This window comes from Pseudomonas sp. BIGb0381 (assembly GCF_024809815.1).
Classification (GTDB): Bacteria; Pseudomonadota; Gammaproteobacteria; order Pseudomonadales; family Pseudomonadaceae; genus Aquipseudomonas.
Genome location: NZ_JANUEN010000001.1, coordinates 692,120 through 712,390, shown reverse-complemented (window position 1 = coordinate 712,390; position 20,271 = coordinate 692,120). Strand labels below are relative to the sequence as shown.

Annotated in this window: 21 protein-coding genes; 6 read left to right on the top strand and 15 right to left on the bottom strand. The window is 60.5% G+C overall.

Annotated features, from left to right (window positions below; all coding sequences use genetic code 11):
• The first annotated feature begins 6 nt into the window (after nucleotides 1-6).
• Genes M2397_RS03485 through pdeM form a run of 4 tightly spaced genes read left to right on the top strand, consistent with a single transcriptional unit; the run spans nucleotide 7 to nucleotide 5,091 of the window.
• Nucleotides 7-1,125: a succinylglutamate desuccinylase/aspartoacylase family protein gene (locus tag M2397_RS03485; protein ID WP_259242294.1), complete on the top strand. Its 1,119-nt coding sequence runs from the start codon at nucleotides 7-9 to the stop codon at nucleotides 1,123-1,125.
• A gap of 13 nt (nucleotides 1,126-1,138) precedes the next feature.
• Nucleotides 1,139-1,903: an ABC transporter ATP-binding protein gene (locus tag M2397_RS03480; protein ID WP_131697238.1), complete on the top strand. Its 765-nt coding sequence runs from the start codon at nucleotides 1,139-1,141 to the stop codon at nucleotides 1,901-1,903.
• Between the two features lie 57 nt (nucleotides 1,904-1,960).
• Nucleotides 1,961-4,441, top strand: a complete 2,481-nt coding sequence (locus M2397_RS03475; RefSeq protein WP_259242293.1) for a ligase-associated DNA damage response DEXH box helicase — start codon at nucleotides 1,961-1,963, stop codon at nucleotides 4,439-4,441.
• Entirely contained in the window at nucleotides 4,441-5,091 is a 651-nt protein-coding gene (gene pdeM, locus M2397_RS03470; protein ID WP_259242292.1) for a ligase-associated DNA damage response endonuclease PdeM, read from the top strand. The genes M2397_RS03475 and pdeM overlap by 1 nt, the downstream gene beginning before the upstream one ends.
• Before the next feature lie 15 nt (nucleotides 5,092-5,106).
• Here the strand turns inward: pdeM and M2397_RS03465 are convergent, their stop codons facing one another.
• Complete coding sequence (locus M2397_RS03465) at nucleotides 5,107-5,307, bottom strand: hypothetical protein (protein WP_027604457.1); 201 nt, start codon at nucleotides 5,305-5,307, stop codon at nucleotides 5,107-5,109.
• Nucleotides 5,308-5,414: 107 nt separating this feature from the next.
• On the bottom strand, nucleotides 5,415-5,981 hold the full coding sequence (dcd, locus tag M2397_RS03460) for a dCTP deaminase (protein ID WP_003172320.1): 567 nt from the start codon (nucleotides 5,979-5,981) through the stop codon (nucleotides 5,415-5,417).
• 389 nt (nucleotides 5,982-6,370) lie between these two features.
• Here dcd and M2397_RS03455 point away from each other — a divergent pair, with 389 nt between their 5' ends.
• Complete coding sequence (locus M2397_RS03455) at nucleotides 6,371-6,580, top strand: cold-shock protein (protein WP_002554837.1); 210 nt, start codon at nucleotides 6,371-6,373, stop codon at nucleotides 6,578-6,580.
• A gap of 211 nt (nucleotides 6,581-6,791) precedes the next feature.
• On the opposite strand, the gene rpoS is transcribed toward M2397_RS03455, so the two are convergent.
• The 8 genes from rpoS to M2397_RS03415 all read right to left on the bottom strand — a co-directional run bounded on the left by rpoS (nucleotide 6,792) and on the right by M2397_RS03415 (nucleotide 13,909).
• On the bottom strand, nucleotides 6,792-7,796 hold the full coding sequence (rpoS, locus tag M2397_RS03450) for an RNA polymerase sigma factor RpoS (protein WP_131697241.1): 1,005 nt from the start codon (nucleotides 7,794-7,796) through the stop codon (nucleotides 6,792-6,794).
• Nucleotides 7,797-7,901: 105 nt separating this feature from the next.
• Entirely contained in the window at nucleotides 7,902-8,738 is an 837-nt protein-coding gene (locus M2397_RS03445; RefSeq protein WP_131697242.1) for a peptidoglycan DD-metalloendopeptidase family protein, read from the bottom strand.
• Between the two features lie 207 nt (nucleotides 8,739-8,945).
• Complete coding sequence (locus M2397_RS03440) at nucleotides 8,946-9,581, bottom strand: protein-L-isoaspartate(D-aspartate) O-methyltransferase (protein ID WP_248083845.1); 636 nt, start codon at nucleotides 9,579-9,581, stop codon at nucleotides 8,946-8,948.
• Between the two features lie 41 nt (nucleotides 9,582-9,622).
• On the bottom strand, nucleotides 9,623-10,372 hold the full coding sequence (gene surE, locus M2397_RS03435; protein ID WP_131697244.1) for a 5'/3'-nucleotidase SurE: 750 nt from the start codon (nucleotides 10,370-10,372) through the stop codon (nucleotides 9,623-9,625).
• Complete coding sequence (gene truD / locus M2397_RS03430) at nucleotides 10,360-11,418, bottom strand: tRNA pseudouridine(13) synthase TruD (RefSeq protein ID WP_259242291.1); 1,059 nt, start codon at nucleotides 11,416-11,418, stop codon at nucleotides 10,360-10,362. Before truD ends, surE begins: the two co-directional genes overlap by 13 nt.
• Nucleotides 11,415-11,888, bottom strand: coding sequence for a 2-C-methyl-D-erythritol 2,4-cyclodiphosphate synthase (ispF, locus tag M2397_RS03425; protein WP_092487654.1), 474 nt, complete (start codon nucleotides 11,886-11,888; stop codon nucleotides 11,415-11,417). Before ispF ends, truD begins: the two co-directional genes overlap by 4 nt.
• A 54-nt stretch (nucleotides 11,889-11,942) precedes the next feature.
• A complete protein-coding gene (gene fghA, locus M2397_RS03420) occupies nucleotides 11,943-12,788 on the bottom strand; it encodes an S-formylglutathione hydrolase (protein ID WP_145335039.1) in 846 nt (281 codons plus the stop codon).
• Between the two features lie 8 nt (nucleotides 12,789-12,796).
• Nucleotides 12,797-13,909 carry an S-(hydroxymethyl)glutathione dehydrogenase/class III alcohol dehydrogenase gene (locus M2397_RS03415; RefSeq protein WP_017137160.1) on the bottom strand — a complete coding sequence of 371 codons (1,113 nt, stop codon included), beginning with the start codon at nucleotides 13,907-13,909 and terminating at the stop codon, nucleotides 12,797-12,799.
• Between the two features lie 109 nt (nucleotides 13,910-14,018).
• Between M2397_RS03415 and M2397_RS03410 the strand changes: the two genes are divergently transcribed.
• Nucleotides 14,019-14,915 carry a LysR substrate-binding domain-containing protein gene (locus M2397_RS03410; RefSeq protein ID WP_027604462.1) on the top strand — a complete coding sequence of 299 codons (897 nt, stop codon included), beginning with the start codon at nucleotides 14,019-14,021 and terminating at the stop codon, nucleotides 14,913-14,915.
• Nucleotides 14,916-15,044: 129 nt separating this feature from the next.
• Here the strand turns inward: M2397_RS03410 and ispD are convergent, their stop codons facing one another.
• The 5 genes from ispD to M2397_RS03385 all read right to left on the bottom strand — a co-directional run bounded on the left by ispD (nucleotide 15,045) and on the right by M2397_RS03385 (nucleotide 20,127).
• Nucleotides 15,045-15,752: a 2-C-methyl-D-erythritol 4-phosphate cytidylyltransferase gene (ispD, locus tag M2397_RS03405; RefSeq protein ID WP_131697247.1), complete on the bottom strand. Its 708-nt coding sequence runs from the start codon at nucleotides 15,750-15,752 to the stop codon at nucleotides 15,045-15,047.
• Entirely contained in the window at nucleotides 15,749-16,027 is a 279-nt protein-coding gene (gene ftsB / locus M2397_RS03400; RefSeq protein ID WP_131697248.1) for a cell division protein FtsB, read from the bottom strand. The genes ispD and ftsB overlap by 4 nt, the downstream gene beginning before the upstream one ends.
• Nucleotides 16,028-16,197: 170 nt before the next feature.
• Nucleotides 16,198-17,487: a phosphopyruvate hydratase gene (eno, locus tag M2397_RS03395; RefSeq protein WP_027604464.1), complete on the bottom strand. Its 1,290-nt coding sequence runs from the start codon at nucleotides 17,485-17,487 to the stop codon at nucleotides 16,198-16,200.
• 157 nt (nucleotides 17,488-17,644) lie between these two features.
• The gene (kdsA, locus tag M2397_RS03390) at nucleotides 17,645-18,490 is read right to left on the bottom strand and encodes a 3-deoxy-8-phosphooctulonate synthase (RefSeq protein ID WP_010212442.1); all 846 of its coding nucleotides are present in this window, start codon (nucleotides 18,488-18,490) and stop codon (nucleotides 17,645-17,647) included.
• A gap of 5 nt (nucleotides 18,491-18,495) precedes the next feature.
• A complete protein-coding gene (locus M2397_RS03385) occupies nucleotides 18,496-20,127 on the bottom strand; it encodes a CTP synthase (protein ID WP_053137224.1) in 1,632 nt (543 codons plus the stop codon).
• Nucleotides 20,128-20,271: the final 144 nt, after the last annotated feature.

Here is a 20,271-nt window from a genome sequence, read left to right as displayed (position 1 = left end):
GCCTTCATGCGTCATCAGGTACACGATCTGATCGCGCCGGTGCCCGGCACGGCGCGGCAGATTCACAGTTTCCACTTCGGCCCCGAACACGCCGAAGGTAAGGTCTATATCCAGTCGTCGCTGCATGCCGATGAACTGCCGGGCATGCTGGTGGCCTGGCACTTGAAGGTGCGCCTGGCCGAGTTGGCCGCCGCCGGGCGCTTGCGCAGCGAAATCGTGCTGGTGCCCATCGCCAACCCGGTGGGCCTGGAACAGGTGTTGATGGATATCCCGCTGGGCCGCTACGAGTTGGAAAGCGGGCAGAACTTCAATCGCCTGTTTGTCGACCTCAGCGATACCGTCGGCGATCAGGTCGAGGGCTCGCTCGGCGATAACCCGCAACAAAATGTCGAACTGATCCGTGCCGCGTTGAGCGCCGCCCTGGCCGGGCAAACCGCCGCGACCCAGTTGCACTCCCAACGCCTGGTGTTGCAACGCCTGGCCTGCGACGCCGACATCGTGCTGGACCTGCATTGCGACTTCGAAGCCGTGGCGCACCTCTACACCACGCCCGAATCCTGGCCGCAGGTGGAACCGCTGGCGCGCTATCTCGGCTCGGAGGCCAATTTGCTCGCCACCGACTCCGGCGGGCAGTCCTTCGATGAGTGTTTCACCCTGGTGTGGTGGCAGTTGCAGCAACGTTTCGGCACGCGCTTCCCGATCCCCATGGGGAGCTTTTCGGTGACCGTCGAGCTGCGCGGCCAGGGCGACGTCAACCATGGGTTGGCCGCCCTCGACTGCCAGGCAATCATCGACTACCTGATCCACTTCGGCGCGATTGCCGGTGACGCAGCGCCGCTGCCGGCACTGCCTTACCCCGCTACGCCCCTGGCCGGTGTCGAACCCGTGGCGACACCGGTGGGCGGCTTGCTGGTGTTCAGCGCCCTGCCCGGTGAATACCTGGAAGCCGGGCAACTGATCGCCGAAATCATCGACCCCATTACCGACCGCGTAACGCCCGTGCACTGCCAGAAGGCCGGACTGCTTTACGCCCGTTCGCTGCGCCGTATGGCCACTGCCGGGATGGTCATCGGCCATGTCGCAGGCACCGAGGCCTACCGCAGCGGCTATCTACTTTCGCCTTGAGGATGCACGCCCCATGTACAAATTGACCGTTGAAGGCCTGCATAAAAGCTATGGCGACAATGAGGTGCTCAAAGGTGTCTCGCTCAAGGCCAAGACCGGTGATGTGATCAGCCTGATCGGCGCCAGCGGCTCGGGCAAAAGCACCTTTTTGCGCTGTATCAACTTCCTGGAAACCCCCAACGACGGCGCCATGACCCTCGACGGCCAGCCGATCCGCATGGTCAGCGACCGCCATGGCATGCGCGTGGCCGACGATGCCGAACTGCAGCGCCTGCGCACGCGGCTGGCGATGGTGTTCCAGCATTTCAACCTGTGGAGCCATATGAGCGTGCTGGAAAACATCACCATGGCCCCGCGCCGGGTGCTGGGTTGCAGCAAGAAGGACGCCGAAGACCGCGCCCGTCGCTACCTGGACAAGGTGGGTTTACCGGGACGGGTAGCGGACCAATACCCGGCGTTCCTGTCCGGTGGCCAGCAGCAACGGGTGGCCATCGCCCGCGCCCTGGCCATGGAGCCGGAAGTGATGCTGTTCGACGAACCCACCTCGGCCCTCGACCCGGAGCTGGTGGGTGAAGTGTTGAAGGTGATCCAGGGCCTGGCCGAGGAAGGCCGCACCATGATCATGGTGACCCACGAAATGAGCTTTGCGCGCAAGGTGTCCAGCCAGGTGCTGTTCCTGCACAAGGGCCTGGTGGAAGAGCAAGGCGCGCCAGAGGATGTGCTGGGCAATCCCAAGAGCGAGCGCCTGCAACAGTTCCTGAGCGGCAATTTGAAGTAAACCTTTGCGACGCCTGGAGGGTCTGTGGAATAGACCCTCCAGAGCGTTCGCTGCCGCATGGCAAAACCCCTCGACTTCGCCAAAACGTGGTTTGCCGCCAAAGGCTGGAAGCCGTTCGCCTTCCAGAAAGACGTATGGACGGCGGTCAAGGACGGCCATTCGGGCTTGCTGCACGCCAGCACCGGCGCCGGCAAAACCTACGCCCTGTGGTTTGCCGCCCTCAATCGTTTCGCCACAACCCGCCCGCCGGCCTCCGGTAAACGTAAACCACCGGCAGAGCCGCTCACCGTGCTGTGGATCACGCCCATGCGTGCGTTGGCCGCCGACACCGCACGCGCCCTCGAAGCGCCGCTCGAGGCCTTGCAGATTCCCTGGAGCGTCGGCCTGCGCACCGGCGACACCAGCAGCAGCGAACGCGCCCGGCAAACCCGACGCCAGCCCACCGCGCTGGTCACCACCCCGGAAAGCCTGACCCTGATGCTCGCCCGCGCCGACAGCGAAACGAGCCTGGCGCACCTGCGCATGGTGGTGGTGGATGAATGGCATGAGCTGATCGGCAACAAGCGCGGCGTGCAGTTGCAACTGGCGTTGGCGCGGCTGCGGCGCTGGCACCCCGAACTGATGGTGTGGGGCATTTCGGCCACCCTCGGTAACCAGTCCCACGCCTTGGAAGTGCTGGTCCCACAAGGGGACGGGATTAATGTACAGGGGCAAACGACCAAGCAGTTGCACGTCGACACCTTGCTGCCGCCAATCGCCGAGCGGTTTCCGTGGGCCGGGCATATCGGCTTGAAGATGCTGCCGCAGGTGGTCGCCGAAGTCGACGCCAGCAGCAGTTGCCTGGTGTTTACCAACACGCGGGCGCAGTCGGAAATCTGGTATCAGGCGTTGCTGGAGACGCGGCCCGATTGGGCCGGGGTGATTGCCCTGCACCATGGCTCGCTGTCCCGCGAGACCCGCGACTGGGTGGAGCGGGCGTTGAAAGACGGTCAGCTCAAGGCAGTGGTGTGCACATCCAGCCTGGACCTGGGGGTGGATTTTTTGCCGGTGGAGCGCGTACTGCAAATCGGCTCGGCCAAAGGCGTGGCGCGTCTGATGCAACGCGCCGGGCGCTCGGGTCATGCACCCGGACGGCCGTCGCGGGTGACCCTGGTGCCGACCCACAGCCTGGAACTGGTGGAAGCCGCTGCGGCCCAGGACGCCATTGCAGAGCGGCGTATCGAAGCCCGCGAATCGCCCCACAAGCCGTTGGATGTGCTCGTACAACATTTGGTGAGCATGGCCCTCGGCGGTGGCTTTACGCCGCAGGCATTGCTGGCTGAGGTCCGTGGCGCCTGGGCCTATCGTGACCTCACAGAGGCCGATTGGGCCTGGGCCCTGGGCTTTGTACGGCATGGCGGCTTATCGCTGACCGCTTACCCGGATTACCGCCGCGTGGAGCCGGACGAGCATGGCATCTGGCGTGTGCCCGATGCCCGGCTTGCGCGCCGCCATCGCATGAGCGTGGGTACCATTGTCAGCGACGCCAGCATCCAGCTGAAATTCTGGAGCAAGGGCGGCGGCGGCAAGAACCTGGGCAGTGTTGAAGAAGGCTTTATTGCACGGCTCAAGCCGGGTGATGGTTTCTTGTTTGCCGGCCGCCTGCTGGAATTGGTGCGAGTGGAAAACATGACCGCCTATGTGCGCCGCAGCAGCGCCAAAAAAGCCGCGGTACCGCGCTGGAATGGCGGGCGCATGCCCCTTTCCAATGAGCTGGCCCAAGCCGTGGTGGAGCGCTTCGATGCGGCGGCGCACGGGCTCTACGAGGGCCCGGAAATGCAGGCGGTGCAACCGCTGCTGCAGACGCAGTTGCGCTGGTCCGGCTTGCCGACGCGCGCGCACTTGCTGGCCGAAACCTTGAAATCGCGGGAGGGCTGGCACCTGTTCCTCTACCCGTTTGCCGGCCGCCAGGTGCACCTGGGGCTGGCGAGCCTTTTGGCGTGGCGGGTCAGCCAGCAGCAGCCTGTGACATTCTCGATTGCCGTCAACGATTACGGCTTGGAGTTGCTCAGCGCCACCGAGGTGGATTGGCCACGCTTACTGAATGAGGCGCTATTGAGCCCGAAGCAGTTGTTGGCAGACGTGGCAGCCAGCCTGAACGCCGGAGAACTGGCCCTGCGCCGCTTTCGCGAGATTGCGCGTATCGCCGGGCTGGTGTTTGCCGGTTACCCCGGCGCGCCGAAAAGCACGCGCCAAGTGCAAGCTTCCAGCGGGCTGTTCTTTGAGGTGTTCAAGCAATATGACCCGCAGAACCTGTTGCTGGCCCAGGCGGGTGAAGAAGTCCTGCGCGATGAGTTGGATATTCGTCGGTTGGAAGAGACCTTGCTTCGCCTCTCGGCGCTGACACTGGACTTGCATGTGATTGAACGTCCTACACCCCTGGCCTTCCCGCTGCTGGTAGAACGGATGCGCGAAAGCATGAGTTCGGAAAAACTCTCGGAGCGCATTGCGCGGATGGTCAAGGACTTGGAAAAAGTCGCCGATAACGGCAAACGCTGATGGTGTGCTCAGTCACGCTGGAGGGCGAAGAATTGTGGCTGTTGGCGGATAAGGCGCTCTACTGGCCGGGGCGCGAGTGCCTGCTGATCGCCGATGCACACTTTGGCAAGGCATCGGCCTACCGCAGCCTGGGCCAGCCGGTACCGCAAGGCACCACCACCGAGAACCTGCAGCGCCTGGATCGGCTGTTGGCGGCCGTGCCGTGCGCCCAGGTGATCTTTCTCGGCGACTTCCTGCACGGGCCCGGCTCCCACGCCAGCGGCACCCTCAGCGCCTTGAGGGCCTGGCGAGCACGTCATTGCGACCTGTCGATGACCTTGATTCGCGGTAATCACGATAAACGCGCGGGCGACCCACCGGCTGACTTGAGGATCGACGTGGTGCCGGAGCCACTGCTGATGGGGCCTTTCGCCCTGCAACACGAACCGCACGCCCATGCCAGCCAACATGTGCTGGCGGGGCATGTGCACCCGGTGTATCGCTTGCGCGGCAAGGGCCGGCAGAGCCTGCGCCTGCCGTGCTTTCAGTTCGGCACGCGCGTCAGCCTGCTACCGGCGTTTGGGGCGTTTACCGGGGGGTATGCAGTCGATCAGGACAATGACCACCGAATCTTTGTCATCGGCGATCACCAGGTGTGGCAGATTCGCTGACCCGCCTTCCGTGCCTCAGGCGACCGGCGCGGGAGGCGGTTCATCCGGAAGGGTTGGCTCACCGGGCTCGGTGGGCTGCTGGGGCCAGTCTTCATCAGGTTGGCCGGGGATACCGCCCGCATAGGCGGGGTCGGCCATCAGGGACCAGGCCAGAACGCCAATCTGGTTGGGTTCAAGCCGGGCAAGTTCTGCGCTGATTCGCGGGTCAATCTTCATAAGGCACTCCTCAAGCGTGGCTCGGCGCGTTTCGCACGCACCGAGGCAGTACACCCAATAGAGTCACTTTCTGCGGACTAATTCCCTTTACGCGTAGGACCTTTCGATCAAGCGCGTGGCAAGGTGACGCCGCGCTGGCCCTGGTACTTGCCGGCCCGGTCTTTGTAGGACACTTCACAGGCCTCGTCAGACTGCAGGAACAGCATCTGCGCCACGCCTTCGTTGGCGTAGATCTTCGCAGGCAGGGTGGTGGTGTTGGAGAACTCCAGGGTCACGTGACCTTCCCACTCAGGCTCAAGCGGCGTCACGTTGACGATAATGCCGCAGCGCGCGTAGGTGCTTTTACCCAGGCAAATGGTCAGCACATCGCGGGGGATACGGAAGAACTCCACGGTGCGTGCCAGGGCAAAGGAGTTTGGCGGGATAATGCACACGTCGCTTTTCACGTCGACGAAGCTCTTTTCGTCAAAGTTCTTCGGATCGACGATCGCCGAGTTGATGTTGGTGAACACCTTGAACTCATCGGCGCAACGCACATCGTAGCCGTAGCTGGAAACGCCGTACGAGATCACGCGGTCATCGCCTTCGCCACGAATCTGGCGCTCAACGAAGGGCTCGATCATGCCGTGCTCTTGCGCCATGCGGCGAATCCACTTGTCCGATTTGATGCTCATGGCGGGTGTCCTGAATAGCGAGGTGGAAAAAATCTGTGTGGCATCTTACCGGGGCCGGCGTTGGGGTTCAAAGGGCGTGGATCTTTTCTTGATGAATGTGCCGGCAGCTATAAGGTTCAGCCAGCGGGGCCGGGCCCCGTATTGCCGCAACCGGCGCCTGTAAATACCACCGCCAGTCACGAAAATAGAGAAACCTTCGGAAATACCATTGGCACGTCCCGGAAAAAGGGTTAAGGTGGCGCCACTGTGCTGCTTGTGTCACTGAGAATCTCTACACGATATGTTGAATTTCGATCCAACCATCTCCAAGAATTTTTCCTGCTCTTTGCACTCAGTCTCGGCCAGGGCTTTTCCTGAGTCGCAGTTAACTTTGTCCAAGGAGATACACCATGTCTAATCGCCAAACTGGTACCGTTAAGTGGTTCAACGATGAAAAAGGCTTCGGCTTCATCACTCCACAATCCGGTGACGACCTGTTCGTTCACTTCAAAGCTATCCAATCCGACGGCTTCAAAAGCCTGAAAGAAGGCCAACAGGTTTCTTTCATCGCTACCCGCGGTCAGAAAGGCATGCAAGCTGAAGAAGTTCAAGTTATCTAACTTGTACTGACTTAGTCGAAAAGACCCCGCCCTTAAAAGCGGGGTTTTTTTATGCCTGGAATTTGGTATTAACACCCACTTGATACCTGACATAAAAAATGTGGGAGGTGGCCTGCTCCCGATGGCGGCGTAGCAGTCGATACATGCATTGACTGACACACTGCTATCGGGGGCAAGCCCCCTCCCACATTCAAGCATTCAAGCTGTGTCGTTATTGAAACAACGACTCACTCGACAGGCCATTCTTCTCCAGAATCTCGCGCAGGCGCTTGAGCCCTTCCACCTGGATTTGCCGCACCCGCTCACGGGTGAGGCCGATCTCCAGGCCTACGTCCTCCAGCGTGCTGCTCTCATGCCCACGCAGGCCAAAGCGGCGAATCACCACCTCACGCTGCTTGTCAGTGAGTTCCGACAGCCACTGGTCAATGCTTTGGGAAAGATCAACGTCCTGCAGCAGCTCGCAAGGATCCGTAGGACGATCATCCGTCAGGGTGTCCAGCAGGGTTTTATCCGAATCCGGACCCAGCGAGACGTCGACCGAAGACACCCGCTCGTTAAGACCAAGCATGCGCTTGACCTCCCCTACCGGTTTTTCCAGCAGGTTGGCGATTTCTTCGGGCGAGGGTTCATGATCGAGTTTTTGAGTGAGCTCGCGCGCTGCCCGCAGGTAGACGTTGAGTTCCTTGACCACATGGATCGGTAACCGGATCGTGCGGGTCTGATTCATGATCGCCCGTTCGATGGTCTGGCGAATCCACCAGGTAGCATAGGTCGAGAAGCGAAAGCCCCGCTCAGGGTCGAACTTCTCCACCGCCCGAATCAAGCCCAGGTTGCCTTCCTCGATCAGGTCCAACAAGGACAGCCCACGATTGACGTAGCGTCGGGCGATTTTCACCACCAGGCGCAGGTTGCTTTCAATCATGCGCTTGCGCCCAGCCGGATCACCCTTTTGCGATAAGCGCGCAAAATGGACTTCTTCTTCGGGGGTAAGCAAAGGGGAAAAGCCGATTTCATTGAGGTACAACTGGGTCGCATCGAGCGCCCGCGTGTAATCAATGTATTTGTGTTGCTTTAACGCGGTGGAGTTCTTGGATTTGGTGCGAACTGAAGGTACAGCAGGTCCCTCATTCGACATCGATTCCGTAGCGATACCGGTCTCCATAAGGAGAACCTCATCGTCGATGTCAAACTCCGGCGCTTCTTTACTGAGAGCCATTGTTATAGTCCTTTGGTGAGTTCGACCTCAAGCTCAAGCGACGCCTTTATCCTTGGCAACGCTGGAGCCTGTTCCTTCTACGCGAGGAACAGGCTGTGCAACACATCAACGACGGGGTAGGAATTGCAGCGGATCTACAGGCTTCCCTTGACGGCGAATCTCAAAGTGCAGTTTCACCCGGTCTGTACCAGTTGACCCCATTTCGGCAATTGTCTGTCCGACTTTGACTTGCTGCCCCTCCCGAACCAACAGCCTACGGTTGTGGCCGTAAGCACTGACGTAGGTATCGCTGTGTTTGATGATGACCAGTTCGCCGTAGCCCCGCAAACCACTCCCGGCGTACACCACCGTCCCATCAGACGCAGCTAAAACAGGCTGTCCCAAATCCCCGGCAATATCAATGCCTTTATTCAAACTGCCGTTTGAAGAGAATTTCCCAATTAACACTCCATTTGAGGGCCATCCCCAACCGGTCGGCGCAGGCCCTGCAGGGGGCGACGGCGCGGGTGCCGGCTTGTTCGCAACACTCGGCGAAGCGGTACCGGCAGGCCGGGTGATGATGGTGGTTTTGCTCGAAGACGACGGCGAAGATCCGGTGCGTGTCACAACTGCCGTAGGGGTAGAACCGGTGCGACCGTCAAAGCGAATCGTCTGACCCGGATGTATCGTGTAAGGCACGGGAATATTGTTACGGGCTGCGAGCGCCTTGTAGTCCCAGCCATATCGGAAGGCGATCGAGAACAGCGTGTCGCCCTTGCGCACCACATATTGCCCGGTCGTTACCGTCGGCTTTTGCGGCGCGGCGTTATTGCGGTCAACGACCCGCGCACCGCTGCTTGGCGAGCTGGAGCACCCTACCAGAAGGGAACCAAAGACAAGGCCAAGCACCAGTCGCTGAAAACTTGTTTTACTCATACGCTGCGCAAGACCTGTGAGACTCACCCGCCGCTCCCTTTGTGGTGGCTGAACATGAACGCCTGTATCAGGCTTGAAATATGACGCAAGTATAACTGGGCATTGAAGTTTTACCGTCACGCGACTGAAACGAATCATTCAGTGCGTTGAATCGATCTGCCCATCATGTTGATTTGATAGACCCCGCCGTAAGACACATCCTCACCGACAGAATTCACTGCCAGCGTGAAATGATCAGGCCAGCGGGCCGTTGAGTAACGGAACAAATCGTACGGCCCCCAATACATGTCGGGAAAAGCCATTCTCTTCACGGACAATAAGCATCAATTGTTGCACTTCACCGGACCCCACCGGGATGACCAGGCGCCCGCCCGGGGCCAGTTGGTCGAGCAACGCTTGCGGAACATCAGTGGCCACGGCGGTGACGATAATCCCGTTGTACGGCGCCAGTGCCGGCCACCCTTCCCAACCATCGCCCCAGCGGAATACCACGTTGCGCAGGTTCAGCTCCACCAGGCGTTCCTTGGCGCGATCCTGCAGCACCTTGATGCGCTCCACCGAGAATACCCGCTCCACCAGTTGCGACAGCACGGCCGTCTGGTAGCCGGAACCGGTGCCGATCTCCAGCACCTTGTCCAACGGCCCCGCCGCCAGCAGCAACTCACTCATGCGCGCAACCATATAAGGCTGGGAGATGGTCTGGTTATGGCCGATGGGCAATGCCGTGTCTTCATAGGCACGGTGGGCCAAGGCTTCATCGACAAAGAGGTGCCGAGGCGTACGCCGGATCACTTCCAACACCTGGGCGTTGGAAAGCCCCTCTTCGTACAGGCGCTGGATCAAACGCTCACGGGTACGCTGGGAGGTCATCCCGATGCCCCGGCGCAGCAGGTCGTCTTGTTCACGAGCCATCAGCGCAGCCCCTCCAGCCAGCCATCGAGACTACTGAAGGCATCACTGAAGGTGCGATCAAGTTGCAACGGGGTAATCGACACATAGCCTTGCATCACCGCGTGAAAGTCCGTGCCTGGGCCACCGTCTTCGGCATCGCCCGCTGCCGCGATCCAATAGCCTTCCTTGCCACGCGGGTCGACCACCTTCAACGGTGCTGCCGCACGGGCGCGATGGCCCAGGCGCGTAAGCTGGATGCCGCGAATATGGTCGAGGGGCAAATTGGGAATGTTGACGTTGAGCACCGTGCGCGGCGGCAGGTCCAGGGAGCCATGGGCCTCCACCAGCTTGCGTGCGAAATAGGCGGCGGTGGGCAGGTTGTCCAGTTGGCGCGATGCCAACGAAAATGCAAACGAGGTCCGGCCAAGGAAGCGCCCTTCAAGCGCCGCCGCCACGGTACCGGAATACAGCACGTCGTCGCCCAGGTTGGCGCCGAGGTTGATACCCGACACCACCAGGTCCGGCTCGTGATCCAACAGGCTGTTGATCGCCAGGTGCACGCAGTCGGTGGGGGTGCCGTTCACACTGATAAAGCCATTGGCCAGAACCTGCGGGTGCAGCGGACGGTCGAGCGTCAGCGAACTGCTGGCGCCGCTCTTGTCCTGGTCGGGGGCAACCACCACGCACTCGGCGTAACCTTCCAGCGCACCATAGAGCGCGGCAAGACCGGGTGCGGTGGCACCGTCATCGTTTGATATCAGAATACGCATGGGCTGTCCGTCTGCCCCACCGGCACCAGATCAACAAGCTCGCGCACCAAGACAGTGGCGAAGCATCCGGCCGGCAGGACGAATTCCAATTGCAGAATGTCAGGCCCGAGATAATGCCACGTCAACCCGCCAATGGGCAGTCGCAGAATGCGACGTTCCTGGCTCATGCCGGCATTCACCAGCCAATCACGCAGGTCGGCTTCACCGGCGGCAACCGCCTGTTCCAACTCAAACGTGGCGCCCGTCGCCGGAGAATCACCCTCGCCCCACTGCGGGCCGGTGGGGTGAAGGTCCAGGATCGCCAGGCGCGGGTCGCTGCACTCAGCCTCCCCCGCCGGAAAAAAGCTGCGGCTGTCGGTGAACGCCAACAGATCGCCCACTTGCGCGCGCTGCCAGGAACCGTCGGCGACGCGCGCCGCCAGCACTTTGTTAAACAGGAAGCTACGCGCGGTGGACAACAACCGCGAACGCACATTGCGCTGCTCCGGGAGAGCCTTGCGCGCCGCCCATTCCCGCGCGTCGACGACATTGCCACCGTTGTGGCCAAAACGCTGGGTGCCGAAATAGTTGGGAATGCCGTACTGGGCAATCAATTTCAGCCGCGCGTCGATGGCGGCGGTATCACCGGCCAATTGGGTCAGGCGCAAGGTAAAGCCGTTGGCCGAGTGCGCGCCACGCTGCAGCTTGCGCTTGTGGCGGGCGGTTTTCAGGATCTTGAGGGTGTCGTTTTCCGCACCGCTCATGTCCGGATCGGCCTTGCCCGGCAGTTGTACGCTGAACCACTGGCGGGTCAACGCCTGGCGATCCTTGAGCCCGGCATAGCTGACGGTGCGCAACGGCACGCCAGCCGCCTTAGCGATACGCCGCGCGGCTTCCTCAGTATTGAGCCCGCGTTTCTCAACCCACAACCACAGGTGCTCGCCTTCGCCGCTGAGCGGAATTTCGAGCACCTCGTCGACCTGGAAATCTTCAGCCGTGGCCTTCAGAACCGCGCTGCCCAGGGCCTCGCCATAGGCACGCGGGCCTAGCAGTTGCAGGTCGTTCATGCGCGCAGCAACAAGGCGACGGAGTGCACCGCGATGCCCTCTTCACGACCGGTGAACCCGAGCTTTTCGGTGGTGGTGGCTTTCACGTTGACTTGATCCAATTCAATTTGCAGGTCTGCGGCAATCAGTGCACGCATGGATTCGATATGCGGGGCCATTTTCGGCGCCTGGGCCACGATGGTGTTATCGACGTTACCGACCTTCCAGCCCTTGGCGTGGATCAGGCCGACCACATGGCGCAGCAAGGCACGGCTGTCCGCGCCCTTGAAGGTGGGATCGGTATCCGGAAAGTGCTTGCCGATATCGCCCAGCGCCGCCGCGCCGAGCAAGGCATCGCTCAAGGCATGCAATACAACGTCGCCGTCGGAATGAGCCAGCAACCCATGGTGGTGCGCAATGCGCACGCCGCCCAGGGTGATGAAATCGCCTTCAGCGAAACGGTGCACATCGTAGCCGTGGCCAATACGCATAAAAAAACGCCCCGATTTAATTCAGGGCGTGATTCTACCTACTTTTGCCTCACATTAACCGAGCAAAGCACGACCATGATGTCGCAAATGGTCTTCGATGAAGCTGGCGATAAAGAAGTAGCTGTGGTCGTAGCCAGGCTGCAGGCGCAGTTCCAGTGGATGGTTCGCCGCCTTGGCCGCTTGCGCCAAGGCTTCGGGCTTGAGCTGCACCGCGAGGAAATCGTCGCGGTCGCCCTGATCCACCAGCAGTGGCAGCTTTTCCGAGGCTTCGCCGATCAGCACACAGGCATCCCATTCGCGCCATTTGGAGCGTTCTTCTCCCAGATAACGGGAGAAGGCTTTCTGGCCCCACGGGCAATCCATCGGGTTGTTGATCGGCGAAAACGCCGACACCGACAGGTAACGCCCGGGGTTGCGCAAGGCACACACCAACGCACCGTGGCCGCCCATGGAGTGGCCACTGATGCCGCGTTTGTCCGAAGCCGGGAAATGCGCTTCAACCAATGCCGGCAATTCCTGCACCACGTAGTCATGCATCCGATAGTGCTTGGCCCACGGCTCCTGCGTGGCATTCAGGTAAAACCCTGCGCCCAGGCCGAAATCCCAGGCGTTATCCGGGTCGCCCGGTACACCTGGCCCACGCGGGCTGGTGTCCGGCGCCACGATGATCAACCCCAGTTCCGCAGCCATGCGCTGGGCACCGGCTTTCTGCATGAAGTTCTCATCGGTGCAGGTCAGGCCGGACAGCCAGTACAGCACCGGCAGCTTGCCGCCCTGCTCCGCTTGCGGCGGCAGGTAGACGGCGAAGGTCATGTCGCAGCCGAGCACATCCGAGTGATGCTTGTAGCGTTTATGCCAGCCGCCGAAGCTCTTCTGGCACGACAGGTTTTCCAGACTCATGGCCGACCTCAGAAGTGGATGACGGTACGAATGCTCTTGCCTTCATGCATCAGGTCAAACGCTTTGTTGATGTCTTCCAGGCCCATCGTGTGTGTGATGAACGTGTCCAGCGGAATCTCGCCGGTCTGGGCCATTTCCACGTAGCTTGGCAATTCAGTACGGCCGCGTACGCCACCGAACGCCGAGCCACGCCAGACGCGACCGGTCACCAGTTGGAATGGACGCGTGGAGATTTCCTGGCCAGCACCGGCAACGCCGATGATCACCGACTCGCCCCAACCCTTGTGGCAGCACTCGAGCGCGGCACGCATCAGTTGCACGTTGCCGATACACTCGAAGGAAAAGTCCACGCCGCCATCAGTCAAATCGACAATCACGTCCTGAATCGGGCGGTCATAGTCTTTCGGATTGATGCAGTCGGTGGCGCCCAGTTGCTTGGCGATCTCGAACTTGGCCGGGTTGATGTCAATCGCAATGATACGGCCGGCCTTGGCCTTGACCGCACCAATCACGGCTGACAGGCCGATACCGCCGAGACCGAAGATGGCCACGGTGTCGCCCGGCTTGACCTTGGCGGTATTGATCACCGCACCGATGCCGGTGGTGACGCCGCAGCCAAGCAGGCAGACCTTCTCCAGCGGTGCTTCTTTAGGAATCTTGGCGACGGAAATTTCCGGCAGCACGGTGTACTCGGAGAACGTCGAGGTGCCCATGTAGTGGAAAATCGGCTGACCCTTGTAGGAGAAACGCGTGGTGCCATCTGGCATCAGGCCTTTGCCTTGGGTGGAACGAATGGCCTGGCACAGGTTGGTCTTACCCGACAGGCAGAATTTGCACTTGCCACATTCCGGGGTGTACAGCGGGATCACATGGTCGCCGACCGCCACCGAAGTCACGCCTTCGCCGATGGCTTCGACCACCGCACCGCCTTCATGGCCAAGGATGGACGGGAAGATGCCTTCCGGGTCAGCGCCGGAAAGGGTGTAGGCGTCAGTGTGGCAAACCCCGGAGGCGACCACACGCAACAGCACTTCGCCCGCCTTGGGCATGGCCACATCGACTTCCACGATCTCGAGGGGTTTCTTGGCTTCAAAGGCAACGGCAGCGCGGGACTTGATCATCCAGGTTTCTCCAGGGAGTTAAAAACTGATGGAGAGAGTGTAAAACATGCCTCCATGATTAATAATCCAGGCAAAAGCAAAACTTTATTGCTGTACAGGGACAATCAACATGTTGGAGAACCGCTGGGAAGGCATCGATGAATTCGTTGCCGTCGCCGAATGCAGCCAATTTACGGCGGCTGCCGAGCGGCTGGGTGTGTCTTCGTCCCACATCAGCCGCCAGGTGGCACGCCTGGAAGAGCGCCTGCAAACACGGTTGCTGTATCGCAGTACCCGGAAGGTGACACTGACTGAAGCGGGTCAGACATTTCTGCAACATTGCCAGCGCTTACAGGATGGCCGCGAAGAAGCCCTGCGCGCCGTGGGTGACCTCACCAGCGAACCGAAAGGGATGTTGCGCATGACCTGCGCGGTGGCTTATGGCGAGCGTTTCATCGTGCCACTGGTGACACGGTTCATGGGCCTGTACCCGCAATTGCGGGTGGATATCGAACTGAGCAACCGCCAACTGGATCTGGTGCACGAAGGCCTCGACCTGGCGATTCGCCTGGGACGCTTGCAGGATTCGCGCATGGTCGCCAGCCGCCTCGCACCCCGACGCATGTACCTGTGCGCGTCGCCGTCCTACCTGGCCCGGTACGGACGCCCACACAGCTTGTCGGAATTGAGTCGGCATAACTGCCTGATCGGCAGCTCGGACATTTGGCAATTGGCCCAGGACGGGCGGGAATTTTCCCAACGGGTACAGGGCAACTGGCGCTGCAACAGTGGGCAAGCGGTTTTGGATGCGGCGCTGCAAGGGGTGGGGTTGTGCCAACTGCCCGACTATTACGTGCTGGAGCACCTGCACAGCGGCGCATTGGTGTCGCTGCTGGAGGCGCATCAGCCGCCGAATACGGCGGTGTGGGCGCTGTATCCGCAACAACGGCACTTGTCGCCGAAGGTCAGGAAGTTGGTGGATTTCTTGAAAGAGGGGTTGGCCGAGCGGCCGGAGTACAGCGGTTGAGTATTGGGTGTCTAAGCGGGCCTCGTCGCGGGCAAGCCCGGCTCCCACATTTGACCGAGCTGTCTGGGGAGAAGGTGATCGAATGTGGGAGCTGGCTTGCCTGCGATGAAGTCGACCTGGTGCAACTGACTACCGTCGATTGGCCCACCGCAACCGCAGCCACTCCAGGTCTTCCGGCCGGGTCACCTTGATATTGTCCGACCGCCCTTCGATCAAACGCGGCGCCTGCCCGGACCATTCCATGGCTGAGGCTTCATCGGTGATCAGCGCATCGGCCACCAGGCTGTCAGCCAACGCGCGATGCAAGGCCCCCAGGCGGAACATCTGCGGCGTGTAGGCCTGCCAGATCAAGCTGCGGTCGACGGTTTCCACCACCCGGCCCTGCTTGTCGACGCGTTTGAGGGTGTCGCGGGCCGGCACAGCCAGCAGGCCGCCTACCGGATCGTCCGCCAACTCGGCCAGCAACTTGTCGAGGTCATCACGGCTCAGGTTAGGCCGCGCCGCATCATGCACCAACACCCAATCGTCATCGCTGGCGCCCAGGGCATTGAGCTGCAGCAGGGCATTGAGCACCGAGCCCGAGCGCTCCGAACCACCGTCCGCACGTTGGATACGAGGGTCCGCGGCACACGCCAGGCTGGGCCAATACGGATCATCAGCAGCAAGACTGACCACCAACCCCTTGAGGCTGGGATGGTCGAGAAAACAGCCAAGGCTGTGTTCGAGAATAGTACGTCCGCCCAACTGCAAGTATTGCTTGGGACGGTCCGCAGCCATACGGGCACCGACGCCCGCGGCAGGTATCACGGCCCAGAAGGCCGGCAAACGGTGGCTCATTGGGCCAACTGGTAGAGGGTTTCGCCCTCCTTGACCATGCCCAACTCATGACGAGCCCGCTCTTCAACGGTCTCGGTACCTTTTTTCAGCTCAAGCACTTCGGCATAGAGGACGCGGTTGCGCTCCAGCAGGCGTTCGTTCTCGGCGTGCTGGTCGGCAATTTGCTGGGTCAGGTCTTTTACTTGCGCAAAGCTGCCATTACCTACCCATAGGCGGTATTGCAGGCCAGCCAGCAACAAGAGCAAGACGAGGAACAACCAATTGGGACTGCGCATCGAATATCGGGTATCCAGTGAAAAAACACGCCATGCAAAACTTTTACAGCAACTGATAGCACGAAGCCTGGAAGAACCAGGCTTGTGCTTGATAGCCATCAGATTAACGCCGAAATGTTCACTATCGTGAATTTTCCGACGCAATCTGCCGACTTTTTACCATCTACCGATCAGCCGCGAAACTCGCCGCGACCGTTGTACTTGGCTTTGCCGGCCAGTTGCTCTTCGATACGCAGCAATTGGTTGTACTTGGACACACGGTCAGAGCGGCACAGGGAGCCGGTCTTGATCTGGCCCGCCGAAGTGCCCACGGCCAGGTCGGCGATGGTCGAGTCTTCGGTTTCGCCGGAGCGGTGCGAGATCACAGCGGTGTAGCCCGCAGCCTTGGCCATCTGGATGGCTTCCAGGGTTTCGGTCAGGGTACCGATCTGGTTGAACTTGATCAGGATCGAGTTGGCGATCTTTTTGTCGATGCCTTCTTTCAGGATCTTGGTGTTGGTCACGAACAGGTCGTCACCCACCAACTGGACTTTTTCGCCGATCTTGTCGGTGAGGATTTTCCAGCCATCCCAGTCGGACTCGTCCAGGCCGTCTTCGATCGAGATGATCGGGTAGCGCTGGGTCAGGCCCTTCAGGTAGTCGGCAAAGCCTTCGGAGTTGAACACCTGGCCTTCGCCGGACAGGTTGTATTTGCCATCTTCGTAGAATTCGCTGGCGGCGCAGTCCAGGGCCAGGGTCACGTCGGTGCCCAGCGTGTAGCCGGCGTTGGCCACGGCTTCGGAGATCACTTTCAGTGCATCTTCGTTGGACGCCAGGTTCGGTGCGAAACCACCTTCGTCACCTACGGCAGTGCTCAGGCCACGGGCTTTCAGTACGGCTTTGAGGTGATGGAAAATCTCGGTGCCCATGCGCAGGCCTTCGGAGAAGGTCTTGGCGCCGACCGGCTGCACCATGAATTCCTGGATGTCGACGTTGTTATCGGCATGCTCGCCACCGTTGATGATGTTCATCATCGGAACCGGCATCGAGTAGACACCCGGGGTACCGTTCAGGTTGGCGATGTGGGCGTACAGCGGCAGGTCCTGGTCCTGGGCGGCGGCCTTGGCAGCAGCCAGGGACACGGCGAGAATGGCGTTGGCGCCGAGGCTGCCTTTGTTTTCAGTGCCGTCGAGCTTGATCATCGCGTGGTCCAGGGCTTTCTGGTCCAGCGGGTCTTTACCCAGCAGCAGGTCACGGATCGGGCCGTTGATGTTGGCTACAGCCTTGAGGACACCCTTACCCAGGTAACGGCTCTTGTCGCCATCACGCAGTTCCAGCGCTTCGCGCGAACCTGTGGAAGCACCGGACGGCGCGCAGGCGCTGCCGATGATGCCGTTATCGAGAAGCACGTCGGCTTCGACGGTGGGGTTGCCACGGGAGTCGAGAACTTCACGACCTTTGATGTCGACGATTTTTGCCATTGTTGTAAACACTCCAAAGTTGACGAAAACGACGCAGCTGAAGGAAATTTTTTGACCGACCGCAAGGGTGGAACAACGGGGCAGGCTTGCAGGCGACAAGGCTCAGGCCCGTAGGCCTGAGCGTAAAGCGTGGGAAAGTCTACCGGAGAATCAACGCTTACGCGGTCTCTACCGTCGGAAAACTCTTGACCAGTTCGTCCAACTGCTTGAGCTGGGCCAGGAATGGTTCCAGCTTGTCCAGGCGCAGGGCACATGGGCCGTCGCATTTGGCGTTGTCCGGGTCCGGGTGGGCTTCCAGGAACAGGCCAGCCAGGGACTGGCTGATGCCGGCCTTGGCCAGGTCCAGTACCTGGGCACGGCGCCCACCGGCGGAGTCGGCGCGACCACCGGGCATTTGCAGCGCGTGGGTCACGTCGAAGAACACCGGGTATTCGAACTGTTTCATGATGCCGAAACCGAGCATGTCCACCACGAGGTTGTTGTAGCCGAAGCTCGAACCACGCTCGCAGAGAATCAACTGGTCGTTACCCGCTTCCACGCACTTGTTCAGGATGTGTTTCATTTCCTGGGGTGCGAGGAACTGGGCTTTCTTGATATTGATCACAGCACCGGTCTTGGCCATTGCAACGACCAGGTCGGTCTGGCGCGACAGGAAGGCCGGCAGCTGGATGATGTCGCACACCTCGGCGACCACGGCAGCCTGTTCAGGCTCGTGGACGTCGGTGATGATCGGCACGCCGAAGGCTTGCTTGATGTCCTGGAAGATCCGCATGCCTTCTTCAAGGCCCGGGCCGCGATAGGAGGTCACGGACGAACGGTTGGCCTTGTCGAAGCTGGCCTTGAACACGTAAGGGATACCCAGTTTTTCGGTGACCTTGACGTACTCTTCACAGACCTGCATCGCCATGTCACGGCTTTCCAGCACGTTCATGCCGCCGAACAGCACCATGGGCTTGTCGTTGGCAATCTCGATGTCGCCTACGCGAATGATCTTCTGGGCCATCAGGTTTACGCCTTCTTCTGGTGTTGCGTCAGTGCAGCCTTGACGAAACCGCTGAACAACGGGTGACCGTCGCGTGGAGTCGAGGTGAACTCTGGGTGGAACTGGCAAGCGACGAACCACGGATGATCCGGGGCCTCGACCACTTCAACCAGCGCGCCATCACCGGAGCGACCGGAGATTTTCAAGCCAGCCTCTTTGATTTGCGGCAGCAGGTTGTTGTTCACTTCGTAGCGGTGACGGTGACGCTCGACGATCACGTCCTTGCCGTAGCAGTCGTGAACCAGGGAACCCGGCTCCAGCAGGCAGTCTTGCGCGCCAAGGCGCATGGTACCGCCCAGGTCGGAGCTTTCGGTACGGGTTTCGACGGCGCCGGTGGCGTCTTCCCACTCGGTGATCAAGCCCACGACCGGGTGGCCGCTCTTGCTGTCGAACTCGGTGGAGTTGGCGTCTTTCCAGCCCATCACGTTACGGGCGAATTCGATAACGGCCACTTGCATGCCCAGGCAGATGCCCAGGTACGGCACCTTGTTCTCACGAGCGTATTGCACGGCGGTGATCTTGCCTTCCACGCCACGCAGGCCGAAACCGCCTGGAACGAGGATCGCATCGACACCTTCGAGCAACGCGGTGCCCTGGTTCTCGATGTCTTCGGAATCGATGTAGCGCAGGTTGACCTTGGTACGGTTGCTGATGCCCGCGTGGCTCATCGCTTCGATCAGCGATTTGTACGCGTCCAGCAGTTCCATGTACTTGCCGACCATGGCGATGGTGACTTCGTGCTCAGGGTTGAGCTTGGCGTCAACCACAGCTTCCCACTCGGACAGGTCCGCGCCGTTGCACTGCAGGCCGAAACGCTCGACCACAAAATCATCCAGGCCCTGGGAATGCAGGATGCCCGGGATCTTGTAGATGGTGTCGGCGTCTTCCAGGGCGATCACCGCACGTTCTTCAACGTTGGTGAACTGCGCGATCTTGCGACGCGAGGAAATATCGATCGGGTGATCGGAGCGGCAGACCAGCACGTCCGGCTGCAGGCCGATGGAACGCAGTTCCTTGACCGAGTGCTGGGTAGGCTTGGTTTTGGTCTCGCCGGCGGTGGCGATGTACGGCACCAACGTGAGGTGCATCAACATCGCGCGCTTGGCGCCGACTTCGAAACGCAGCTGGCGGATAGCTTCGAGGAACGGTTGGGATTCGATGTCACCCACGGTGCCACCGATCTCGACCATCGCCACGTCGGCATCGCCTGCACCCTTGATGATGCGGCGCTTGATTTCGTCGGTGATGTGCGGGATCACCTGGATGGTTGCACCCAGGTAGTCACCACGGCGCTCTTTGCGCAGCACGTGCTCGTAGACACGGCCGGTGGTGAAGTTGTTGTTCTGGGTCATGGTCGTGCGGATGAACCGCTCGTAGTGGCCCAGGTCCAGGTCGGTCTCGGCGCCGTCGTGTGTGACGAACACTTCACCGTGCTGGAACGGGCTCATGGTGCCCGGGTCGACGTTGATGTACGGGTCCAGCTTGAGCATGGTGACTTTAAGCCCCCGCGCCTCCAGGATGGCCGCCAATGAAGCGGAGGCAATGCCTTTCCCCAATGAAGAAACAACACCGCCCGTGACGAATATGTAGCGCGTCATGAAAAACCCTAGAAGTCTGCGTTAAAGCGGTCCGAGCCGCCGGGGAAAGCGAAGAGAGGCCGAAGCCCCCGATCACCTGCATTAATCACAGTGCACCTTTCAAAAAAACCGCCGCGTTGTGACAGACCAGCAATGAAACACCGG

Coding starts and splice junctions, on each gene's coding strand:
- M2397_RS03485 (WP_259242294.1), top strand. CDS start 7: ATGCGTCATCAGGTACACGATCTGATCGCGCCGGTGCCCGGCACGGCG.
- M2397_RS03480 (WP_131697238.1), top strand. CDS start 1,139: ATGTACAAATTGACCGTTGAAGGCCTGCATAAAAGCTATGGCGACAAT.
- M2397_RS03475 (WP_259242293.1), top strand. CDS start 1,961: ATGGCAAAACCCCTCGACTTCGCCAAAACGTGGTTTGCCGCCAAAGGC.
- pdeM (WP_259242292.1), top strand. CDS start 4,441: ATGGTGTGCTCAGTCACGCTGGAGGGCGAAGAATTGTGGCTGTTGGCG.
- M2397_RS03465 (WP_027604457.1), bottom strand. CDS start 5,307: ATGAAGATTGACCCGCGAATCAGCGCAGAACTTGCCCGGCTTGAACCC.
- dcd (WP_003172320.1), bottom strand. CDS start 5,981: ATGAGCATCAAATCGGACAAGTGGATTCGCCGCATGGCGCAAGAGCAC.
- M2397_RS03455 (WP_002554837.1), top strand. CDS start 6,371: ATGTCTAATCGCCAAACTGGTACCGTTAAGTGGTTCAACGATGAAAAA.
- rpoS (WP_131697241.1), bottom strand. CDS start 7,796: ATGGCTCTCAGTAAAGAAGCGCCGGAGTTTGACATCGACGATGAGGTT.
- M2397_RS03440 (WP_248083845.1), bottom strand. CDS start 9,581: ATGACCTCCCAGCGTACCCGTGAGCGTTTGATCCAGCGCCTGTACGAA.
- surE (WP_131697244.1), bottom strand. CDS start 10,372: ATGCGTATTCTGATATCAAACGATGACGGTGCCACCGCACCCGGTCTT.
- truD (WP_259242291.1), bottom strand. CDS start 11,418: ATGAACGACCTGCAACTGCTAGGCCCGCGTGCCTATGGCGAGGCCCTG.
- ispF (WP_092487654.1), bottom strand. CDS start 11,888: ATGCGTATTGGCCACGGCTACGATGTGCACCGTTTCGCTGAAGGCGAT.
- fghA (WP_145335039.1), bottom strand. CDS start 12,788: ATGAGTCTGGAAAACCTGTCGTGCCAGAAGAGCTTCGGCGGCTGGCAT.
- M2397_RS03415 (WP_017137160.1), bottom strand. CDS start 13,909: ATGATCAAGTCCCGCGCTGCCGTTGCCTTTGAAGCCAAGAAACCCCTC.
- M2397_RS03410 (WP_027604462.1), top strand. CDS start 14,019: ATGTTGGAGAACCGCTGGGAAGGCATCGATGAATTCGTTGCCGTCGCC.
- ispD (WP_131697247.1), bottom strand. CDS start 15,752: ATGAGCCACCGTTTGCCGGCCTTCTGGGCCGTGATACCTGCCGCGGGC.
- ftsB (WP_131697248.1), bottom strand. CDS start 16,027: ATGCGCAGTCCCAATTGGTTGTTCCTCGTCTTGCTCTTGTTGCTGGCT.
- eno (WP_027604464.1), bottom strand. CDS start 17,487: ATGGCAAAAATCGTCGACATCAAAGGTCGTGAAGTTCTCGACTCCCGT.
- kdsA (WP_010212442.1), bottom strand. CDS start 18,490: ATGGCCCAGAAGATCATTCGCGTAGGCGACATCGAGATTGCCAACGAC.
- M2397_RS03385 (WP_053137224.1), bottom strand. CDS start 20,127: ATGACGCGCTACATATTCGTCACGGGCGGTGTTGTTTCTTCATTGGGG.